Annotated in this window: 17 protein-coding genes and 1 pseudogene; 16 read left to right on the plus strand and 2 right to left on the minus strand. The window is 30.9% G+C overall.

Annotated elements, in window-relative coordinates; translation table 11 throughout:
- Positions 1 to 122 precede the first annotated feature (122 nt).
- Complete coding sequence (locus ACQKNR_RS07075; RefSeq protein WP_016115012.1) at positions 123 to 221, plus strand: YjcZ family sporulation protein; 99 nt, start codon at positions 123 to 125, stop codon at positions 219 to 221.
- A gap of 110 nt (positions 222 to 331) precedes the next feature.
- Here ACQKNR_RS07075 and ACQKNR_RS07080 read toward each other — a convergent pair whose 3' ends face one another.
- Together ACQKNR_RS07080 and ACQKNR_RS07085 are read right to left on the minus strand one after the other, a co-directional pair.
- Positions 332 to 1639: a LytS/YhcK type 5TM receptor domain-containing protein gene (locus ACQKNR_RS07080; RefSeq protein WP_427316454.1), complete on the minus strand. Its 1308-nt coding sequence runs from the start codon at positions 1637 to 1639 to the stop codon at positions 332 to 334.
- Between the two features lie 41 nt (positions 1640 to 1680).
- On the minus strand, positions 1681 to 2562 hold the full coding sequence (locus tag ACQKNR_RS07085) for a protein kinase domain-containing protein (RefSeq protein WP_427316456.1): 882 nt from the start codon (positions 2560 to 2562) through the stop codon (positions 1681 to 1683).
- A gap of 127 nt (positions 2563 to 2689) precedes the next feature.
- Here ACQKNR_RS07085 and ACQKNR_RS07090 point away from each other — a divergent pair, with 127 nt between their 5' ends.
- From ACQKNR_RS07090 to ACQKNR_RS07160, 15 genes and pseudogenes are all read left to right on the plus strand, one after another.
- The gene (locus ACQKNR_RS07090) at positions 2690 to 3199 is read left to right on the plus strand and encodes a GrpB family protein (protein WP_427316458.1); all 510 of its coding nucleotides are present in this window, start codon (positions 2690 to 2692) and stop codon (positions 3197 to 3199) included.
- Between the two features lie 115 nt (positions 3200 to 3314).
- Positions 3315 to 3845, plus strand: a complete 531-nt coding sequence (locus ACQKNR_RS07095) for a hypothetical protein (protein ID WP_427316460.1) — start codon at positions 3315 to 3317, stop codon at positions 3843 to 3845.
- Between the two features lie 12 nt (positions 3846 to 3857).
- Entirely contained in the window at positions 3858 to 4532 is a 675-nt protein-coding gene (locus ACQKNR_RS07100) for a response regulator transcription factor (RefSeq protein ID WP_427316462.1), read from the plus strand.
- Positions 4529 to 5944, plus strand: coding sequence for a HAMP domain-containing sensor histidine kinase (locus ACQKNR_RS07105; RefSeq protein ID WP_427316464.1), 1416 nt, complete (start codon positions 4529 to 4531; stop codon positions 5942 to 5944). The genes ACQKNR_RS07100 and ACQKNR_RS07105 overlap by 4 nt, the downstream gene beginning before the upstream one ends.
- A gap of 116 nt (positions 5945 to 6060) precedes the next feature.
- A complete protein-coding gene (locus ACQKNR_RS07110; protein ID WP_427316466.1) occupies positions 6061 to 7050 on the plus strand; it encodes a zinc-binding dehydrogenase in 990 nt (329 codons plus the stop codon).
- A gap of 247 nt (positions 7051 to 7297) precedes the next feature.
- Positions 7298 to 7897 (plus strand): undecaprenyl-diphosphatase, encoded by a 600-nt coding sequence (locus tag ACQKNR_RS07115; protein WP_427316468.1) that lies wholly within the window; start codon positions 7298 to 7300, stop codon positions 7895 to 7897.
- Positions 7898 to 8239: 342 nt separating this feature from the next.
- Positions 8240 to 10378, plus strand: a complete 2139-nt coding sequence (locus ACQKNR_RS07120) for a penicillin-binding protein (RefSeq protein WP_427316470.1) — start codon at positions 8240 to 8242, stop codon at positions 10376 to 10378.
- A 600-nt stretch (positions 10379 to 10978) separates the two neighbouring features.
- Positions 10979 to 11260, plus strand: a pseudogene (locus ACQKNR_RS07125) (MFS transporter); the annotation flags it as partial.
- 770 nt (positions 11261 to 12030) lie between these two features.
- A complete protein-coding gene (locus ACQKNR_RS07130) occupies positions 12031 to 12735 on the plus strand; it encodes an alpha/beta hydrolase (RefSeq protein WP_427316472.1) in 705 nt (234 codons plus the stop codon).
- 81 nt (positions 12736 to 12816) lie between these two features.
- Positions 12817 to 13284, plus strand: coding sequence for a DUF1453 domain-containing protein (locus tag ACQKNR_RS07135; RefSeq protein ID WP_427316474.1), 468 nt, complete (start codon positions 12817 to 12819; stop codon positions 13282 to 13284).
- A 79-nt stretch (positions 13285 to 13363) separates the two neighbouring features.
- A complete protein-coding gene (locus tag ACQKNR_RS07140) occupies positions 13364 to 13870 on the plus strand; it encodes a DUF3189 family protein (protein ID WP_427316476.1) in 507 nt (168 codons plus the stop codon).
- Positions 13871 to 14069: 199 nt separating this feature from the next.
- The gene (locus ACQKNR_RS07145; RefSeq protein WP_427316478.1) at positions 14070 to 14876 is read left to right on the plus strand and encodes a DegV family protein; all 807 of its coding nucleotides are present in this window, start codon (positions 14070 to 14072) and stop codon (positions 14874 to 14876) included.
- Between the two features lie 447 nt (positions 14877 to 15323).
- Positions 15324 to 15539 (plus strand): hypothetical protein, encoded by a 216-nt coding sequence (locus tag ACQKNR_RS07150; RefSeq protein WP_427316480.1) that lies wholly within the window; start codon positions 15324 to 15326, stop codon positions 15537 to 15539.
- Between the two features lie 459 nt (positions 15540 to 15998).
- Entirely contained in the window at positions 15999 to 17222 is a 1224-nt protein-coding gene (locus ACQKNR_RS07155) for a MerR family transcriptional regulator (RefSeq protein WP_427316482.1), read from the plus strand.
- A 113-nt stretch (positions 17223 to 17335) separates the two neighbouring features.
- Positions 17336 to 18631 (plus strand): MFS transporter, encoded by a 1296-nt coding sequence (locus tag ACQKNR_RS07160; protein WP_427316484.1) that lies wholly within the window; start codon positions 17336 to 17338, stop codon positions 18629 to 18631.
- Positions 18632 to 18669: the final 38 nt, after the last annotated feature.

The raw sequence follows: 18669 nt of genomic DNA on the forward strand, positions 1-18669 counted from the left end.
GAGTGCTTTTACTTATTTTTATATAGACATGCTCAAAAAAGGGATATACACATAATGTATAATACGAACCAGTTAAAATGATTAACTGCTTATTAGTTTTCAAACCAAAAGGAGGAGAAAATATGAGTTTCGGTGGTTCTTGTGGTTTTGGTGGAGGTTTCGCTTTATTAGTTGTATTATTCATTTTATTAATTATTGTAGGATGCAGCTGCTGGGGCTGAGGGTACTAATTTCTAATTAGTTTCCACAAATGTAAACTAAAAAAACATAGAAGATACTTTTGTATCGATATAAATAAAAAAGGAGCCTTTATGCTCCTTTTTTATTTATATTAAGATAGGGTATTATTATATTTTGGTAATGTGATCATCAAAGTTGTGCCTTTATTAACAACACTTCGGATTTTTAAAGTACCTTGCATCGTTTCAATGATCTTAACAGCAACCATTGTACCTAAACCAGTACCTTTCGTTTTTGTACTAAAATACGGTTCACCGAATCGATTGATTTGCTCTTGTGACATTCCAACTCCGTTATCTTCAATTCGTATGATAACTTTATTATTACTAATAGATGAGGAAATACTTAAGGTACCACCATTAGGCATTGCTTCAATACCATTTTTTATTAAGTTTAAAAAACATTGTTGGAAGTGCTGTTTATTACCAACAATTATTGCCTTTGAGAAATCTTTTGTAATATGTATCGTATTCATATTACATAATGGCAATATCATATTAATGACTCGATTTAACTCTTGTTCTACTGAAATATGATCTAGTTTTTCTGGTGCTGGTTTGGCAAACGTTAAATAATCATCAATAATCTCCTGGGCACGGTTTAACTCTTCAAGTATATGTTCAATATATTCGTTTCTTGATTCAGGAGTTAAGTTTGGTGTTTTTAAAAGTTGTGTAAATCCTTTTATGACAGTTAAAGGATTTCTTACTTCGTGCGATATACTAGCCGCGAGTTGGCTAACAATTTCCATTTTTTCCATTTTAATTAATTTTGAGCGCATAAATACTGCATCTTTTAAAACCTCATTAAAATAAACAATAAATAGCATTAAAGTAGTCGGTAATAGAATGAAATAAATAATATACAAATTATTCACCTCAAAATCTGATAAAGTTAATACAATTACAGTTGTAAATATTGCTAGGAAAAACGTTAAAAACATTGCAGAAACTACTTTAATTTTTCTATTATATGTATTAAATTTTGCAGATGCGAATGCTGTAATAATGAACATTATACCGTAAACAATGACTGTTAACACGTTAAATCCATAAAATAAAAATCTTGTAATTAATAGAATAGTAAATAATATGATACCGACAGGAAATCCACCATAGAGTGTACCAATTATGACTGGAATTTGTCTTAAATCATGAATATAATTTCCATCCATATAAATAGGATATCGCATACATAAAATAAGTGGGATGCTCGTACAAAGGATAATAAGTAGGTTTTTATATTTCTTCAAATGGCGCCCACTATCATATATGAAATAAAAAACAAATATACTACTTAAAATGTAAAGAAGATTATTTAATACGTTTTGATTAATATAAACAAAGTTCATGATATTTGCCTCGTTATTCTGAATTTCCATTACATATGTATTATACATGATAAAAGTATAAACTCTATATTTGTTTGAATCATATAGAGTTATATCTTTTCAGTATGTGACACTTTTAACCACGCTTTATAAAATTCATTAACTGATGCATAACGTTCTTCACGGTTTTCATTTACAGCACGATATGTTACCTCATATAATTCTTTACTTGCTTCCCATTTTATAAAGGAACGATCTTTTTCACCGCCTAAAAGCGCGAAAGCCATCGCCCCCATATTAAATACATTTGTTTTTTCATCAATCATAGCGTTTAGCTCAAATTCCTCAGGAGACATAAAACGTGAGGAACCCCATAATCTTCCCATTTTATTTATGTATGGTTTTTTAGAATATAAATCAATATCACAAATTTTCGTCTCATTTGTATTGAAATTATATAAAATACTACCGTCATAAAAATCTATAGCTATATAGTTTTTCTTTTCTACATATGTATGGAAAGAAAAAATGGAATTCAATGAATGAATTCGTTCCATAACAGATAAATGCTTAAATTTATAAAATGGAGAGTTTGGATTCTTATATTTCTCAGGAGGTGAGAAACTCCAATGCGGATGAAGACATTCACCATCAAACCAATCAAATATTAAAACATATCCATTTTGTACAGGAAAGTGTTCAATTAAAGTTATAAGTGATTCGTGTTTTAATTCATTATAAAGGGGAACTGATTTTTTTAATCTTTCAATAGCGACCTCTGGAATTCCGTTATATGCAATTGTTTGTGCCCCTGCATATTTAATAAATTTCTTATGACCATCTTTTTCTACACCAAAACATATATTACCCGAATCCTGCTGGTCAAAAACTGCAAATACGTTCCCTAATTTTATAAGCCAATCAAAATTATGATATTCTTTTAATTGGAAAGTTACATGATTTAACTGGATTTCAACTGGAATATCTTTCATAAGTTACCTCGCATTTAAAATAATAAAATTCTATATTTCAGTATTCGACATATTTTTTAAAAATCCTATGTTAATAACATGGAATTTTATAAATATAATGATGAACACTTATAAAGAGGGGAATAAAATGGACCAACAAATTGTTATTAAACCATATCAAAAAGACTGGGATAAAGAGTATGTAAGAGAAAAAGAAAAATTCTGTTCTTTGTTAGGACAAGAAATAATCGCTATTGAACATATAGGCAGCACAGCCGTAGAAGGATTAGGAGCGAAACCTCTTATTGATATGATGATTGGCGTAACGGATTTACAAATTACCGAAAAGTGGACTGAAACTCTTTCAAAAATTGGATATGAGTATGTTCCAAAAGAAAGACCTAATTGGCGTTTTTTTAGAAAGGGAAAATGGAGAGCGGGTACCCACCATTTACATGTTTATATTTATAATAGTGAGGAATGGAAAAACAATCTCTTATTTCGAGATTTTCTCATCAATCACGAATGGGCACGAAAGGAATATAAAGAATTGAAAGAAAAACTGGCTATCGTATTTCCTTTTGATCGTGTGTCGTATACAAATGCAAAAGCACCCTTTATTCAAAAAATATTAAAATTAGCTAAGAAAGACTTATAGAAAGTTCAAGTCATTTTGAAATTCTCATTTTATTTTAATCTTTTTTTCATGTTCTTTTCTTTTTTATTTGATAGACTGCTTCTCAAGATTATAAAAAGAGAGGAGATTAAATAAAATGGAGAAAATACTTAGAAATAAATATTTCCATATGTATGTTAAAATAATAGGCATTACAATGATAATTTGTAGTGTAGCATTACTAGTGATTAATGTAATATACGGGAACGTATTAAATGTTAAATGGTTAAATAAGAAATTAGGTTCTTTCGGTGAATATGGAGCAATTTTAGCTGCATCGTTGTGGCTTTTACGTCAAGTATGGCTATTTTTTAAGAAGAAAAATATACTTGGTTTTAAATTGATAAAGGAGTTATATCTTTTCATTAAAAAGTTTCACGTATTAATTGGATATACTGTATTAGCTGTATCGATTACTCACGGTGTTTATTTTTTAATAAAAGGAAGTCGTCATATATTACTAATATATAGTGGTATCTTTTCTCTTTTAACTTTAATCATTCTAGGGTTTATCGGATTTTTTTTACAACATCCTAATAAAAAAACAAAATTGATATTGTATCGAAAAGCACATCAGATCATTGCAATTATATTTGGAATAGGATTACTCATTCACTTAACCGTATAGGAGGAATTACCGTTGCAACACATATTAATTATTGAGGATGAGGAAAGTTTAGCAGATTTTTTAGAATTAGAACTAAAGTATGAAGGGTATAAAGTAGATACTCAACTTGATGGAAGAAAGGGATTAGAAGTTGCGCTTGAAAAGAATTACGACCTTATATTACTTGATTTAATGCTTCCAGGATTGAATGGTCTGGAGGTATGTCGTCGATTAAGAGCAACTAAAAAGACACCCATTATTATGTTGACTGCTCGCGATAGTATTATGGATCGTGTAACAGGATTAGATAGTGGAGCTGATGATTACCTTCCAAAGCCATTTGCAATTGAAGAATTGTTAGCACGTATGAGGGTTATTTTTAGAAGAGAAGAAAATATAGAAAATAAGCCTGTCACATTCCTTACATTCAAAGATTTACAGCTCCAGATTGAATCGCGAACTATTACAAAAGGAAATGAAGAAATTGTACTTACAAATAAAGAATTCGAGCTATTGTTTATGTTTATGAAAAATACTAATCGAGTACTTACCCGTGATGTTTTATTGGATCAAGTATGGGGATATGATGCAATGGTTGAGACGAATATCGTGGATGTATATGTTCGTTATTTACGGAATAAGCTACATAGTTTTGATAAGGAGGAATATATCCAAACTGTCCGAGGTGCGGGATATATAATGAAATGATAAAAAATATGATGTTTCGAATTCGAAATCTACCTATAAAGTGGAAGTTAACACTTTGGTCCACTGCATTAGTATTTATTTTATTCATTTTATATAGTACTTTGCAATTTATAGTAATTAATAAGTGGACTATAGATTATGAACAGAAACAAATAAATAGACAAGTGACAGAAATAGCGGCATATTTCCAAGATAAAAATGATAACCTCTCGAGTAAAACGTTTGAAAATAGTAAAGATTTTCTAAATAATATGATTGATAAGCATCAAATGATTCGTATTATCGACATTAATGGGAAACCGATTGTTTCTGTTTCAAGAGATTTTAATGAAGCTTGGATAAAACCGAAACATGTTACAGAGGATGAATCTTTTATAAAAAGACATCTAGAAGATCGAATATTAGTTGAACGCATACCAATTCAAACAAAAGAGTTTACTGGAACGATTGAACTTACGAAAAACTTAGAGGCTTTTGATCATTTATTAAAAATTATTTTAGTAGTAATGGTTATTGCCGGGATTTGTGGATTGTTGTTTAGCTTTTTAGGTGGGATACTTATAACGAAAAAACTATTATCAAGTGTTCAAAATATAACAGATACGATGAAACGTATTAAGAAAAACGGACTAAATGAACGTGTTCCAATACGAGAAAATAATGATGAACTTGCAAAATTATCATTTCTATTTAACGAAATGATGGATGAAGTAGAAACTTCATTTACACAACAGAAGCAGTTTGTGGAAGACGCATCTCATGAACTAAGAACACCATTAACAATTATTCAGGGACACTTAGCAATGTTAAATCGATGGGGGAAAAATGACCCAGCGGTATTAGATAAATCCCTTCAATCCAGTTTAAAAGAAGTAGATCGTTTAAATAAATTGGTTTCAGAATTGCTAGAACTATCAAGAGCTGAATCTGAACAGATACATCCAATAGCGACTGAGCCAGTCCATGTAAATAGTGTATTAAAACAAGTTACACAAAATTTTGCAGTACTTCAAACTGATTTTCAATTTGATATGAAATTGGGTGGAGATGCAGCATATGTGTCAATGCCATCATCTTACTTAGAACAAATCATTATTATCATAATGGATAATGCAGTTAAATATACAAAAGAAGTTAATAAGTATATTTGCATAGAATCCTGTTTACAATCGGGGGAAGTTAAAATTCGTATAATAGATCGTGGAGCAGGAATACCTGAAGCGGATTTACCTTTTGTTCTTAACCGCTTTTATCGAGTTGATAAAGCGAGAAGTAGAAAGCAAGGGGGCAATGGGCTAGGGTTGTCTATTGCAAAACGAATTGTAGAGAAATACGACGGAGCTATTCAAATAGAGAGTAAAGAAAACGAGGGAACAATCGTTACGATTACAATACCTTGCATCATAAAATAAGTGCTCAAAAGTATTGAAAAGAAGGGATGTTTAGTACAGTTCTTCTTTTTTGTAATCAAATCATTTTGTTTATTTCGAACTTTCTAGTACATTAGGATTATTAAGGGGGAATAAAAATGAAAGCCATTGTACATCAATATAAAACAGGATTTGACGGTGTAGAATTTAAAGTATCATCTGAGGTCACACCTAATGCTGGGGAAGTTAAAGTGAAACTAAAGTCAGCAGGTTTGAATCATCGGGATCTATTTATTATGAATAATAGAAAAGAAATGGCATTACCTTTAGTTTTAGGATCAGATGGTGCGGGTGTTGTTACGGAAATTGGAGAAGGTGTTTCCAATAACATTTTACATACAGAAGTTATTATGAATCCTAGTATTGGATGGGAAAATGCTGCTGAAGTACCGGCGCTACCTGAAGTGTTAGGTGGACCGAAAGATGGAACGTTTGCTGAATATGTTATTGTACCAGCTGAAAATGTAGTGGAAAAGCCGTCATATCTTACTTGGGAAGAAGCAGGTGTTTTATCTTTATCGGCATTAACTGCATATAGAGCGCTTTTTACAAAGGGTAGATTGAAGTGTGGAGAACATGTTTTAATTCCGGGAATAGGCGGTGGTGTAGCTACATTTGCCATGTTATTCGCGAAAGCAATCGGCGCTAAAGTGAGTGTTACATCAAGGATAGAGAACAAAAGAAAGACTGCCGAAACATATGGCGCAGACTTTTCTTTTAATAGTGCTGGAAATTGGGAAGAGAGCTTACAAGGTGAAAAAGTAGATTTAATAATAGATAGTATAGGTCCGGCAACATTCTTCAAATATTTTGATGTATTAAAACCAAATGGGAGAATTGTTAATTTTGGTGCAAGCTCAGGAGATAAAATTGAATTACCGTTACGAGCATTATTTTATAATCAAATTGATATTATGGGAACATCTATGGGTAGTCGCGAAGAATTTAATGAAATGATTAAGTTTATTGAGAGACATAAAATTATACCAATTATTGATAAAGTTTATTCGTTAGAAGAAGCAATTCAAGCGTTAAGCCGGATGGAACAAGGAGAACAATTTGGTAATATTGCACTTCGTATGTATTAAAAAATATGATTTTGCAACTAGTATATTTAAATACATATGTTATGTATTCTATACATGAAAAGTATGTAAATTGTATAATATTAAAGGTATTTCGGCTTTATACATAATTAGCTTATAAAATTAGTTTCATCATTGTAAGATGAATAATCGTAAAATGAGAATTAGATGAGAAAAGCTTAAGCCCATTTTCATAATGATGTTGTATACTGTGTAAATCAAGAACACTTGTATGTAAGGAGAGAGTATTATGAATTACACAGTATTTCAATGGTTTAATCATTTTGCTGGATCGTCCAAGCTGTTAGATACGCTAATGATCGCTATTACAAATAGTGCTGCGTATGTGGCGATTCTGTTTATGCTTATCTTATGGTTCAATAACGGAAAGAAAGAGAATGCAATTAGAAAACAATATACAGTTTTATATACGACGCTTTCAGTTATTATTGCATTACTAGTAAATGTTTTCATTCATGCGGTATATTACCACCCGCGTCCTTTTGTATCACATGATGTACATCAATTAGTACCACATGCAGCAGATTCATCGTTTGTTAGTGATCATTCTGTGCTTGTATTTTCCATTGCGTTCGTATTTATTCTTAGAGGAGAAAAACTTAAATATATCGCACTTATATGGGCAGTGTTAGTTGGCATATCACGTATGTACGTAGGCGTCCATTATCCTTTAGATATACTTGGTGCAGCTTTCTTAACATTTATTACGAGCGGATTAGTAATGCAAAGTACACGCATGTTTGAACCGATAGCGAAACTTGTTTTTAAAATGTATGCGTTGGTAGCAAAGCGAATTCCTTTTTTAGCAAAATATAACCATATAGCTTAGTCTTAAAAAACGACTATGTGTAGATTTAGTTTAAAAAGTTCCCACCTTATATATAGGGGGAACTTTTTTATATTGAATAAAAGAATGGTAGCGAAATTGAGATAACCGCTAATTTTCAATAGGTTATACAACGTTAAACAATCAGATTTACATTTGAATATTCTGTAATTTCATGTACCGAATTTAAAATAGATAAATAAAGAAAAAAATAACGATAGCTACTTGCAGTCTGTTTTAAAGGAGTTAAAAAGAAAACTTCGAAACATATAGTAATGAAAACAAAAACTACATATTTTAAAGCGCATCTTCGCACGAATCAATTACAAAAGAAAGGAGATAAGTATGCATAAACTTCAAACGAATAAAGGCGCTCGATATATGATGATTGCTTTTATTGTTTTGTTTCTTACTATGCTTTTGCGTATATTCTATATACAAGCAGTAGGAGTCGTGCATAATGTAAATGTGAAGGATCTCGCGAATGAACAACATAATAAAAATGGGGTTTTAGAAGCGAATCGCGGCACAATTTATGACCAAACTGGAAAGGTGCTAGTACAAGATTCAACAACGTATCGTGTTGTTGTAAATTTAAAAGGAAAAGATAAAGTAAAAAATAAAGATGAAACCGCGCAACAATTAGCTAATGCGCTTGAAATTGATAAAGAGGACGTATTAAAAAAATTTCATGAGGGACGTACGCAAGTTGAAATTGGAAAAGTTGGTCGGAATTTATCTAGAGAAGTGAAGGAACAAATAACAAAATTAAAAATACCGGGTGTATCTTTTATGCCAGAGAAAGCAAGAGTATATCCAAACGAAGATTTTGCATCCTATATTCTTGGATTTGCTAGACCAGATGATAAGGGGAATACTGAAGGTAAGTTTGGACTTGAAAAAAGTTTGGACAAATATTTGCGCTCTACAAATGGGAATATAGAATATGTAGGCACGCGAAGAGGTATTCCGCTTACAAATGATATAGGTAAAGTAGAACCTGCTAAAAATGGAAATAACGTATATCTTACGCTTGATAAACAAATTAATAGTTTTTTAGAAGAAGCAATGAATAAGGCACAAGAACACTATGATCCTTCTATGTTAGTAGGAATCATTGCTGACCCAAAGACAGGTAAAGTTTTAGCGATGTCTAGTAAACCGAGTTTTAATCCTAATAAAGGAGATATTGAATACTTTTTAAATGATCCAATTGCAAACGCATATGAACCAGGTTCAACCATGAAAGTGTTTACGTTAGCTGCTGCCATTAATGAAGGGGTATATAACGGGAAAGAATATTTTCAATCAGGAAAATATTCAGTTGGTTCAGCAGATATAAAAGATCATAATGGTGGATTTGGATGGGGCTCAATTACATTTGATGAAGGGTTTGAAAGGTCCTCAAACGTAGCCTTTTCTATTTTAGAAGATCAGTTATTGAAACCGAATAAATTTAAGCAATACATGAATAAATTTGGATTCAATCAAAAAACAGGAATAGATTTACCTGGAGAAAGTAAAAATACATTATTATTAAACACACAAATTCAACAAGTTACAACTTCTTTCGGGCAAGGTTCCACAGTAACTCCTATTCAATTAATTCAAGCAGCTACAGCTATAGCAAATGACGGGAAAATGATGCAACCATATATCGTTGATAAAGTTGTAAATCCAGCTAACAAACAAGTTATTATAGAAAATCAACCGAACGAAATTGGAAATCCGATAAAAAAAGAAACGGCAGAGAAGGTAAGAAGCTTAATGGAGCGTGTTATTACGTCTTCAAAAGGAACTGGTACAATGTATAAAGTGGATGGTTATCCGATAGGTGGGAAAACAGGAACAGCACAAATCCCGAATCCTGAAAATGGCCGATATATGGAAGGGAAAGAAAATTATATTTTTTCATTTTTAGGAATGGCCCCGATTGATGATCCGGAGTTAATCGTATACTTAGCTATTAAGCAGCCAAAATTAAAGGGAGACGAGTATGGAGCTCAGCCTCTTGCTGAAATATTTAAACCAGTTATGAAAAATAGTCTTGAATATTTAAAGGTGAAACCATATACAGAAAAACAAATTGCAGATGCAACGAAACGATCTCAATTAAAAGTACAAAATTATGTAGACCAATTGATGGATACAGTAGAGAAAATTGCAGAAAAAGAGAAACTTCAGCCGATAATTTTAGGAGAAGGAAAAATTATGAAACAATATCCACAGTCTGGTGAAGTAATGAGTGAAGGAGATCGTATATTTCTATTAGGTAATAATGCAACAATGCCAAATGTAAAAGGTTGGTCCATGCGTGATATTATGTATTTCTCCAAGCTTTTGAAATTAGAATTAAAAACTTCAGGTACGGGATATGTAACGAGTCAAAGTATTGAAAAGGGACAAGATATACAAGAAGGAGATACATTAGAACTAGAATTAGAACCACCGTTGCAACCGTTAGCAGAGGCGAATACGAATTAATTAAGATTTTGAAAGAGCCAATTAATGGCTCTTTTTTTATTAAAGGTACAAGTAATTTCACGCACCGCATTTTAAGTCATAAAAAATATACTAATTCATAAAGGACTACCGTTCTTTTTATTGAAAACTGATTATTCTGTCTTAATATTTACACTTTAAAATCTCTATTTAGCTGAAAAGGAGTAAAAATTCTTTATTGAACTAAGCCTCTGAGCAACACATCAGAACCTTTTATAAGGGGGGGTGTGACGGGAGCTCTCGTTATAGAGCTAAGGTATAAGCATGAAAAAAATGCAGTACCTGATAAGGTTAATATGGCGACATATTAATAAACTAGGGTGGCACCGCGATGATAAATCTCGTCCCTAAGACTATAAGTCTTGGGGGTGGGATTTTTTTATTGCTTTAAAACAATTTGGAAAGCGGGGGCCTAAAGTGAAAAAAATACTTAAAGATTGGAATATCCTTTATTACTACTGTCCGGAGTTGGTATTGCGAATTTAGGTGTATGGATTTACTTAATAGCACTGAATGTACTTGTCTATAATATGGGTGGCTCAGCCTTAGCTGTTTCCATTTTATATGTGATTAAACCATTATATTGGATTCTTTATTTTATCTTTCTCTATGGCTTATGCAAATACAGGTTTTTATACTTTTTACCAAAATAACGTTCCCGTTCATATGATGGGACGGATTGGGAGTATATATGGACTACTTATTGCCGTGGTAACAATTTTTATTACAATACTGTCCGGTATTGCAACTCAATTTATTTCTATACAACTTGTAGTTATTGTAGGAGCCTTAGTAATGTCACTTATTACTGTCATATTATGTGTGTTTACTTTATTGCCATCACAGTCTAAGGTGTATTTGTGAAGAGATAATAAAGTTGTTTAATTTACAATAAAGGCATTTAAAAAATAATATAGTTGTTTCTGTAGTGCTTTAAGAAAAGAATGTACTTTTTAATAGAATGCATGCTACTAATTTAAGTCTTTAATTTATAGCTGTAGAATAAATAATAATGAATAAAGAGAATGATCAATATATAATTTAAGGAGAACTAATGTACATTTATTTTTAAATGTGAGTTCTAAAAAATAAAAGTCTTTTCTCAATAATTTACATTTAAATTTATACTACTAGAAAGGATCATTGCATAGATAATTGTTCCTTTATTCAACTAAGGGGTGCGATTGTGGCATAAAATAAATAAAAAATAATCAAACTTTATTTCAAATCCACAACGGATGATGGTCCTATTAGCAATGAATTGTATTTATCTTCCTAAGTCTATTAAAACACCATAATCCCCTACTCTTGGTTTAGAAAGTAGGGGATATTTTTTGTAAAAGATTTATCCTTTTTTCTCAAAGCACTACACTACATTTAAAAATCCTTCTTCCACTAACGGTGCAGGTTAGCTCAATAAGGAATCAAAATAAGAGAACTTGTAAGCTTCTGAAGAGGTGGACAAAAAAAGATTTAAAATATAAAGCAGACTATATTATACAGATATAGAAAGATATTATAATTAATTTGTGGTAAGTTATGAATAGTTTGATTTATTTAAACTAAGTAGAAGGATATAAAATGTATGTGATTTTTTGCAAATCCCATACGTCTTATTCTATGGAGGAAAAAATATGCTTAAAGACAATTTTAAAATTAGTAATATTCCCGCAGTTTTATGGGGAGAAAAGAGTGAAAAAATTTTCATTGCAGTACATGGAAATATGTCAAATAAAGAAGATACAGTGATTCAAATATTAGCTGAAAAAGCCAATCGAAAAGGTTATCAAGTATTAAGCTTTGATTTACCTGAGCATGGAGAAAGAAAAAATGATAATACTCCTTGTAAAGTACAGTTTTGTGTTAGTGAATTATCTATAATTATGAATTATGCAAAAGAACATTGGAAAGAAGTAAGCGTGTTTGCATGTAGTATGGGAGCTTATTTTAGCCTTTTAGCTTATCAAAATGATATGCTAAAAAAGGCATTATTTTTATCACCGGTATTTAATATGGAACGAATTATCGAAAATATGATGAAATGGTTTAATGTAACACCAGAGCTTTTGCAAAAAGAAGTGACTATAGAAACACCTATTGGTCAAAAATTATATTGGGATTATTTATGCTATGTAAAAGAACATCCTATTAATACATGGAATACAGATACATATATTATGTATGGAGCCAAGGATGAACTGTGCGAATTTGAAACTATTAACTATTTTACAAAAAAACACAGTTGTGAATTAGAAGTCATGGAAGCAGGTGAACATTACTTTCATACTGAAGAACAGTTGAAAATATTTGAGCAGTGGTTACACAAGCACATCGATTAACAAATTATCGTATTTCAAGTATGAAATGAAAAGAGGCGAATATAATTTTCAAAGGTAAACAAGCATATAGGAGGACTCTAAATGGATATTCTATTTGTAATTCTACTTGTTATTCTTATAATTATATTAATGCAAGGTAAGGAATATAAAGTGAATATTAATCGTATTTGGATCATTCCGGCTTTGCTGTGCTTTGTAACAATCCAGTCCATTCTTCATATGGGACAATTAAATATATTGCAATTACTACTATTCGTTGTAATGCTCGGTATTGGATTGGGTCTTGGAGTTATTAGGGGAAAAGCTTTAACATTTCGATTAGATAGTGAAACAGGTCATGTATTACGAAAAGGAAATTGGTTAAGTACAATTATTCTACTTGTTATTTTAGGTGCAAAAGTTTTGATTAAGCAAAGTATGTTTTCTGGCAGTACGCACCAAACATTAACGGTTGTAACGAATGCCTTCTTATGTATTACATTAGGTACCGTGATTAGTAGACGATATTATATTTGGAAAAAATATAATGAATTAACACAAAAAGCGTAAATACATTCGTCCCTTGTTTAACAACGCTGTGAACGGTAATACTAAATAACATTGAACTTTTACAGCAAGGGATGATAATATGATATTCATTTACACAGACTTCGGCGGTACACATACAACTTCACTAGCTGCAGCTTATCATTTGAATAAATTACCAACTGATCGTAAGCTAACGAAAGAAGAAATTTTAAATGTAGATTACTTCAATAAATTAAAAACAGAAGATATGGGGAAAATCATTTTTCATGGAATAGACGAAAATGGTAATCCTGTATATACGATTGGATGCGGCGCATCAAAAGTCGTTGTACCTGCAATGAAGCATTTAGGAGAGATTTTGCAAAAACATTATGAAAGTCATGAAAAGATTATTTTTTCTAATACATCACCAACAGTACCTTTACCAATGACTTTCGGGGGGCTGTTTTCTAGAAGGTTCCATATCGACTTTATCGGTGTACCGTTACTCGTATGGGGAGCAAAAATTTGCTGTGATAATATACAAAGGCTTGTCAGTTATACGAAAGAAGCTGGGCGGTTGACGAATGATTATGTTGTAATTTTAGAAAATGAAACTTTTAAATAATGTATGATAAAAAGAAAATCGAGCAAATGCTTTGATTTTCTTTTTTATTAGTGAAATAGACAAGAAATAGTCACATTTAATATTCATCCACTATAGCCAAAACAATAAAGTCCTGTTACTATTACAGGGATATTCTCTTTTCATAACATAAATATATAGAAAAATTAGAAAAGAGGAATTGAATTAAGGGAGGAACAACATGAAGCCTGTTGCTTGGATTACTGATAGTACAACTGCGAATTTTACAACAGAAGGAGATAACTTTGTTATCCCAATTGAAGTTATTATTGATGGAGTGTCTTACAAAGATTGTGAAGAAGGTGTACGTGAACGTGTTTATAATGCGTTAAACGAAGGTAAAACTGTCACTACATCACAACCTAATATTGGGGAAATGGTAGAGTTATTTACGAAATGCAAAGAAGAATACGAAGAAGGATTTGCAGTTGCTATTAGCGGAAAAGTAAGTGGAACTTATCAAAATATGAAACTTGCTGCTGAAATGGCAGGGTTCCCTTTAACTGTGTTAGATAGTGAATCGACAAGTTATCCAATGGATGAACTAATTAGAAAAGCGAAATCGTTATACAATGATGGTATGACTTTACAAGATATACACAAAATATTAGTTGATGAAAAAAGAAGACCTTTTCATGTGTTTCCAAAAAGTTTAAAAGGTCTATACGCAAGTGGACGTGTAAAGGGAGTTCAATTTTTACTTGGAAGTTTATTAAGTGTTAACTTGATCCTAGAAGTAAAAGGTGGAGAACTTTTACTTGAAAAGAAAGTGCGCAAAATCCAAAAATGTAGAGAATACATTAAAAATGAACTAGAAAAAGAATTACCAAAAGTACTCCATTTGTTCCATGCCAACGATAAAGATGGAGCTGAAGAATGGATTTCAGATATAAGACAAGCATTCCCTGAAATGGATTTCAAACTATATCCATTGCCAATTTCATTTGCTGTTCATGCAGGTGAAGGAACAATTGCGATTAGTTATTAGCAGCAAAACCCGTGAATCATTCGCGGGTATTTTTATTTAATTAAAATAAAAATGGGACCCTGCCAAATGTCCATCAACTCAAGAAAAATAATTGTTCCAAAAACAGAAAGTGAGCTGACTTTTCAGAGTAACTATCTACACCTGCTTCCTATAACAATTAATACTTCACAATTACATATCTAAATGAGTTCTACAGAAATAGTTGAGATGAATAGAATGGTTATTCAAATCGTACCATTATGGAGACGATCGGAATTAAAAATGTTGAATAAATTTGACAATGAATATCATTTTCATTTAATATGAAGTCGTTACATTTAATTGGACATGATCTTTGTAAAAAAAGTCTACTTTTTTATTAATGTAATAGATTCCCATTAAGGTGTCCCTTTCAAAAAATATCACTGATTTTTTATGAATTTAAACGTAGGAAGGAATAAGATAAAAATGAACTGGAAAAAAGGCGGATTATGGATTGTTATTTTTTTCATTGTAAAAGGAACGATTTCTACACTTTTAATTGTTACAGGTGCTAAATATTTTGATTTATCATACATGCAATTGTTAGTACTAATACTGATTTTATTTCTGATTTCTCTAACAGGTCGTAAATTCCTTTATAGATATAAACAAACCAAAAAGCAAAAAGAGATAAATATATAATAAAGCCCCAGAGACCTTTGGATTTCTGGGGCTTTACTTCGACAGTCTTTTTTATTGAACTAACTGGCAGTTTAGCTACACAATAAATATCACTATTTGGTACAGGTTAGTCAACCTTAAGGCAATAACTATAAGGTCTCTAAAACAAACTAGTGGATCAAACCTATTTGTTGGTTCATCTAAACGGACGAAATTCGCGAAATGTTGGTGCTCTCCCATGCCCGTCAACTTAAGGTTTTGGTGTCCACCCACAATGAAAAAAATACTTTCCTTGAGGTATTAAATGAGGCGTATACTAGTGACACAAGTAACCCTAAAGATTGAGTTATTATTTATGGATCTGATGCATAATTAGCAATTCTAATTCATGCTATAAATAATTTTGTATAGAGAGATGAAAGGATTTTCAAAAATAAAAAAGAAGTATGTATAAACAAATACATAAATGGTAGTGATAGTATGAAAATCAGTAAGTTTGCAGAAGTAAATAATGTAAGTGTAGATACGATTAGACATTATTTAGAACTAGGGCTCATTATTCCTGAAAAAAGGGGAGGTCACTATTTTTTTGACGAGTATTGTCAAAAAGATATAGAACTTATATTAAAGTATAAATGGCTAGGGTTTAGCTTGAATGAAATTAAAGAACTGTTTCTTTATAAAAATTTAGGGAAATCTATAGATTACGAAAAAGATACTTTATATCAATCTTTATTTAAAGTGAAATATGAAAAGTTTGAACATGAAATAAAAACTTTAGAGGAAAGAAAAGATAAATTAAAGGAAACGTTAAATAATTTATCTACAGCAAATGAAATTTCAAATTCAGTTTTAGGGGTAGATTTAAAAGTACTTAATTTGTTTACATGTTTTAAATGTAGCGGAAATTTAACTCTTGAAGATGGCATTATCAATAAGAATCAAATTATTGAAGGAAAGTTAATTTGTAATTGTGGTGAAGAATACTCGATTACTTCAGGGATTTTAACAGCCGGAAAATTATTTAAAGCGTATGAAAGGACATCACTTGAAGATTCTATTTCAAATTATATCCATGAAACAGATACTACTTTTTTGGAAAATATACAAAGAGGCGGAGAATGGGCGAAAAGGAAATTAATACAGCTAAATTTAAATGATAAGATACTACTTGATTTAGGATCGGGTCTTGGGTTCTTTTTACGAAATATTTATGAAGAACTACCAGAGGATTGCTTATATATAGCTGTTGATCGAGATTTGAATAAACTTTTATTTTTAAAAGATGTAATTGAAAGAAGAAACCCGAAAAGAAACATTTTATTTATTTGTGCCGACTTTCTAAACATACCTATTCAGAATTATTCTGTTGATATTGTAATTGATCAGTCAGGTTCAAGTAATTATTGTTTTGAACATGAGGATTTTTTATTATACGAGTTAAATCCCCTTTTTAAACCAGATTGTTATTTATTAAGTTCATTTATTTTATTTAATAAATTCAGCATAAATAGCCAAATTACACCTAGATTTCGAGATAATTTTACGTTTTCAAAAGTTAAGGGAGAAATCCAAAAGCTACAGTTTCATTCCATTGATGAAAGAACTTCTAAATATTTGGAACGAGGCGGAAAATACGAAAATTTCTTTGTCCAAGGAGAAGAAATTTATACATATTCATTTTTCGGAAAAAGATGGGGTTAACCCCATCTTTTTTTATTTTTCTTTTAAAAGTTTTTAATACAAGTATATTGATATTGGGTTGACCCGAGAACTTACACTATACGTAATAAGAAGTTAAGTGGGAGGAATAAGTAATGGGGAATTTACGCATACATTTAGAAAATAAAAAAAACAATCAAGAACTAAGAAATATTTGGCTCTATTCAATTGCGAAAACAGTATCTATATTTGGTAGCTCTATTTATAGTTTCGCGTTAGGATTATATGTTTTACAGATAACCGGATCAGCATTAAATTTCGCGATTACGCTCATATTAGGAACGATTCCTATGATTGTTATGAATCCATTTGCCGGTGTAATCGCAGATAAGGTTGATAAAAAGAAATTAGTTGTTTCTATGGATCTGCTAAATGGAGGGGTATTAATCTCATTTTATATATTTAGCAGTAATTATGGATTAAACTTATTCATCATTTATGCTACTACCTTTCTTATAACGGCATTTACAACATTTTTTGGGATAGGATTAGAATCCGCAAAACCCAATATCGTCTCTAAAGAGAGATTAATGAGTATTAATTCTATAAGTAAAATTATCGATTCTGTATCTTTAATTCTCGGTCCTATGTTAGGTGGTATCGTTTTTGCTGTCTTAGATATAAAAACTTTTATAATTATAAACGGTATTTCATTCATCATTTCAGGCATATTCATAATGTTTATTCACTTTAAATTGTTCGAGCATAACATAAATGAGGAATGTTCAATAAAAGAAATTAATTTTATTAAAGATATAAAGGAAGGATATTCTTACTTAATTGAGAAGGAAACTTTAAAGAATACGTTTAGTATTTTAATTTCACTTAATTTCTTCTTAGGATTTGCTGTAACTGTCCCATTACCATACATAATAAACACGGTTCTCAATCTTAGTGCGAAGCAATTTGGTATAATTCAAGGGACTTTTCCAATAGGAATGATAGTTGGTGCAATAATAGTAAAAAAGATAACTGATCGTTTTTCTTATTCCTATCTTTTGAAAAAAATAAGTTTTATGTTGGCAATTTTTATGATAGTTTCAGGAATTCCTGTTTTATTTAAAAGTATTGAAGTAAATAATTTTGTATACGTTACTATATATTGCATGATTATGTTCTTTTTAGGGCTAATGATGGCGCTAATTGATATCCCTTTAATTTATTTCATGCAAAAAGAGGTTCCTGATAAATATAGGGGAAGAGTGCTCAGTATTGGATTAAGTATAGGTAAAATGATGCAGCCAATAGCACTGGCATTATCAGGTCTATTATTAAATCATATTCCAGCCTACACGCTTCCCATTGCAGGAGGGATAGTATTTCTTATGTTGAATAAGGTTTACTCAAATAAGTTGAATTTAGAAATTCATTCAAAAGATTATAGTGTTTAACGTAACTAAATGATATTGTTACATGTTTAAAAAGCGCA

This window comes from Bacillus sp. NPDC094077 (assembly GCF_050279465.1).
Lineage (GTDB): Bacteria > Bacillota > Bacilli > Bacillales > Bacillaceae_G > Bacillus_A.

Coding starts and splice junctions, on each gene's coding strand:
- ACQKNR_RS07075 (WP_016115012.1), top strand. CDS start 123: ATGAGTTTCGGTGGTTCTTGTGGTTTTGGTGGAGGTTTCGCTTTATTA.
- ACQKNR_RS07080 (WP_427316454.1), bottom strand. CDS start 1,639: ATGTATAATACATATGTAATGGAAATTCAGAATAACGAGGCAAATATC.
- ACQKNR_RS07085 (WP_427316456.1), bottom strand. CDS start 2,562: ATGAAAGATATTCCAGTTGAAATCCAGTTAAATCATGTAACTTTCCAA.
- ACQKNR_RS07090 (WP_427316458.1), top strand. CDS start 2,690: ATGGACCAACAAATTGTTATTAAACCATATCAAAAAGACTGGGATAAA.
- ACQKNR_RS07095 (WP_427316460.1), top strand. CDS start 3,315: ATGGAGAAAATACTTAGAAATAAATATTTCCATATGTATGTTAAAATA.
- ACQKNR_RS07105 (WP_427316464.1), top strand. CDS start 4,529: ATGATAAAAAATATGATGTTTCGAATTCGAAATCTACCTATAAAGTGG.
- ACQKNR_RS07110 (WP_427316466.1), top strand. CDS start 6,061: ATGAAAGCCATTGTACATCAATATAAAACAGGATTTGACGGTGTAGAA.
- ACQKNR_RS07115 (WP_427316468.1), top strand. CDS start 7,298: ATGAATTACACAGTATTTCAATGGTTTAATCATTTTGCTGGATCGTCC.
- ACQKNR_RS07120 (WP_427316470.1), top strand. CDS start 8,240: ATGCATAAACTTCAAACGAATAAAGGCGCTCGATATATGATGATTGCT.
- ACQKNR_RS07130 (WP_427316472.1), top strand. CDS start 12,031: ATGCTTAAAGACAATTTTAAAATTAGTAATATTCCCGCAGTTTTATGG.
- ACQKNR_RS07135 (WP_427316474.1), top strand. CDS start 12,817: ATGGATATTCTATTTGTAATTCTACTTGTTATTCTTATAATTATATTA.
- ACQKNR_RS07140 (WP_427316476.1), top strand. CDS start 13,364: ATGATATTCATTTACACAGACTTCGGCGGTACACATACAACTTCACTA.
- ACQKNR_RS07145 (WP_427316478.1), top strand. CDS start 14,070: ATGAAGCCTGTTGCTTGGATTACTGATAGTACAACTGCGAATTTTACA.
- ACQKNR_RS07150 (WP_427316480.1), top strand. CDS start 15,324: ATGAACTGGAAAAAAGGCGGATTATGGATTGTTATTTTTTTCATTGTA.
- ACQKNR_RS07155 (WP_427316482.1), top strand. CDS start 15,999: ATGAAAATCAGTAAGTTTGCAGAAGTAAATAATGTAAGTGTAGATACG.
- ACQKNR_RS07160 (WP_427316484.1), top strand. CDS start 17,336: ATGGGGAATTTACGCATACATTTAGAAAATAAAAAAAACAATCAAGAA.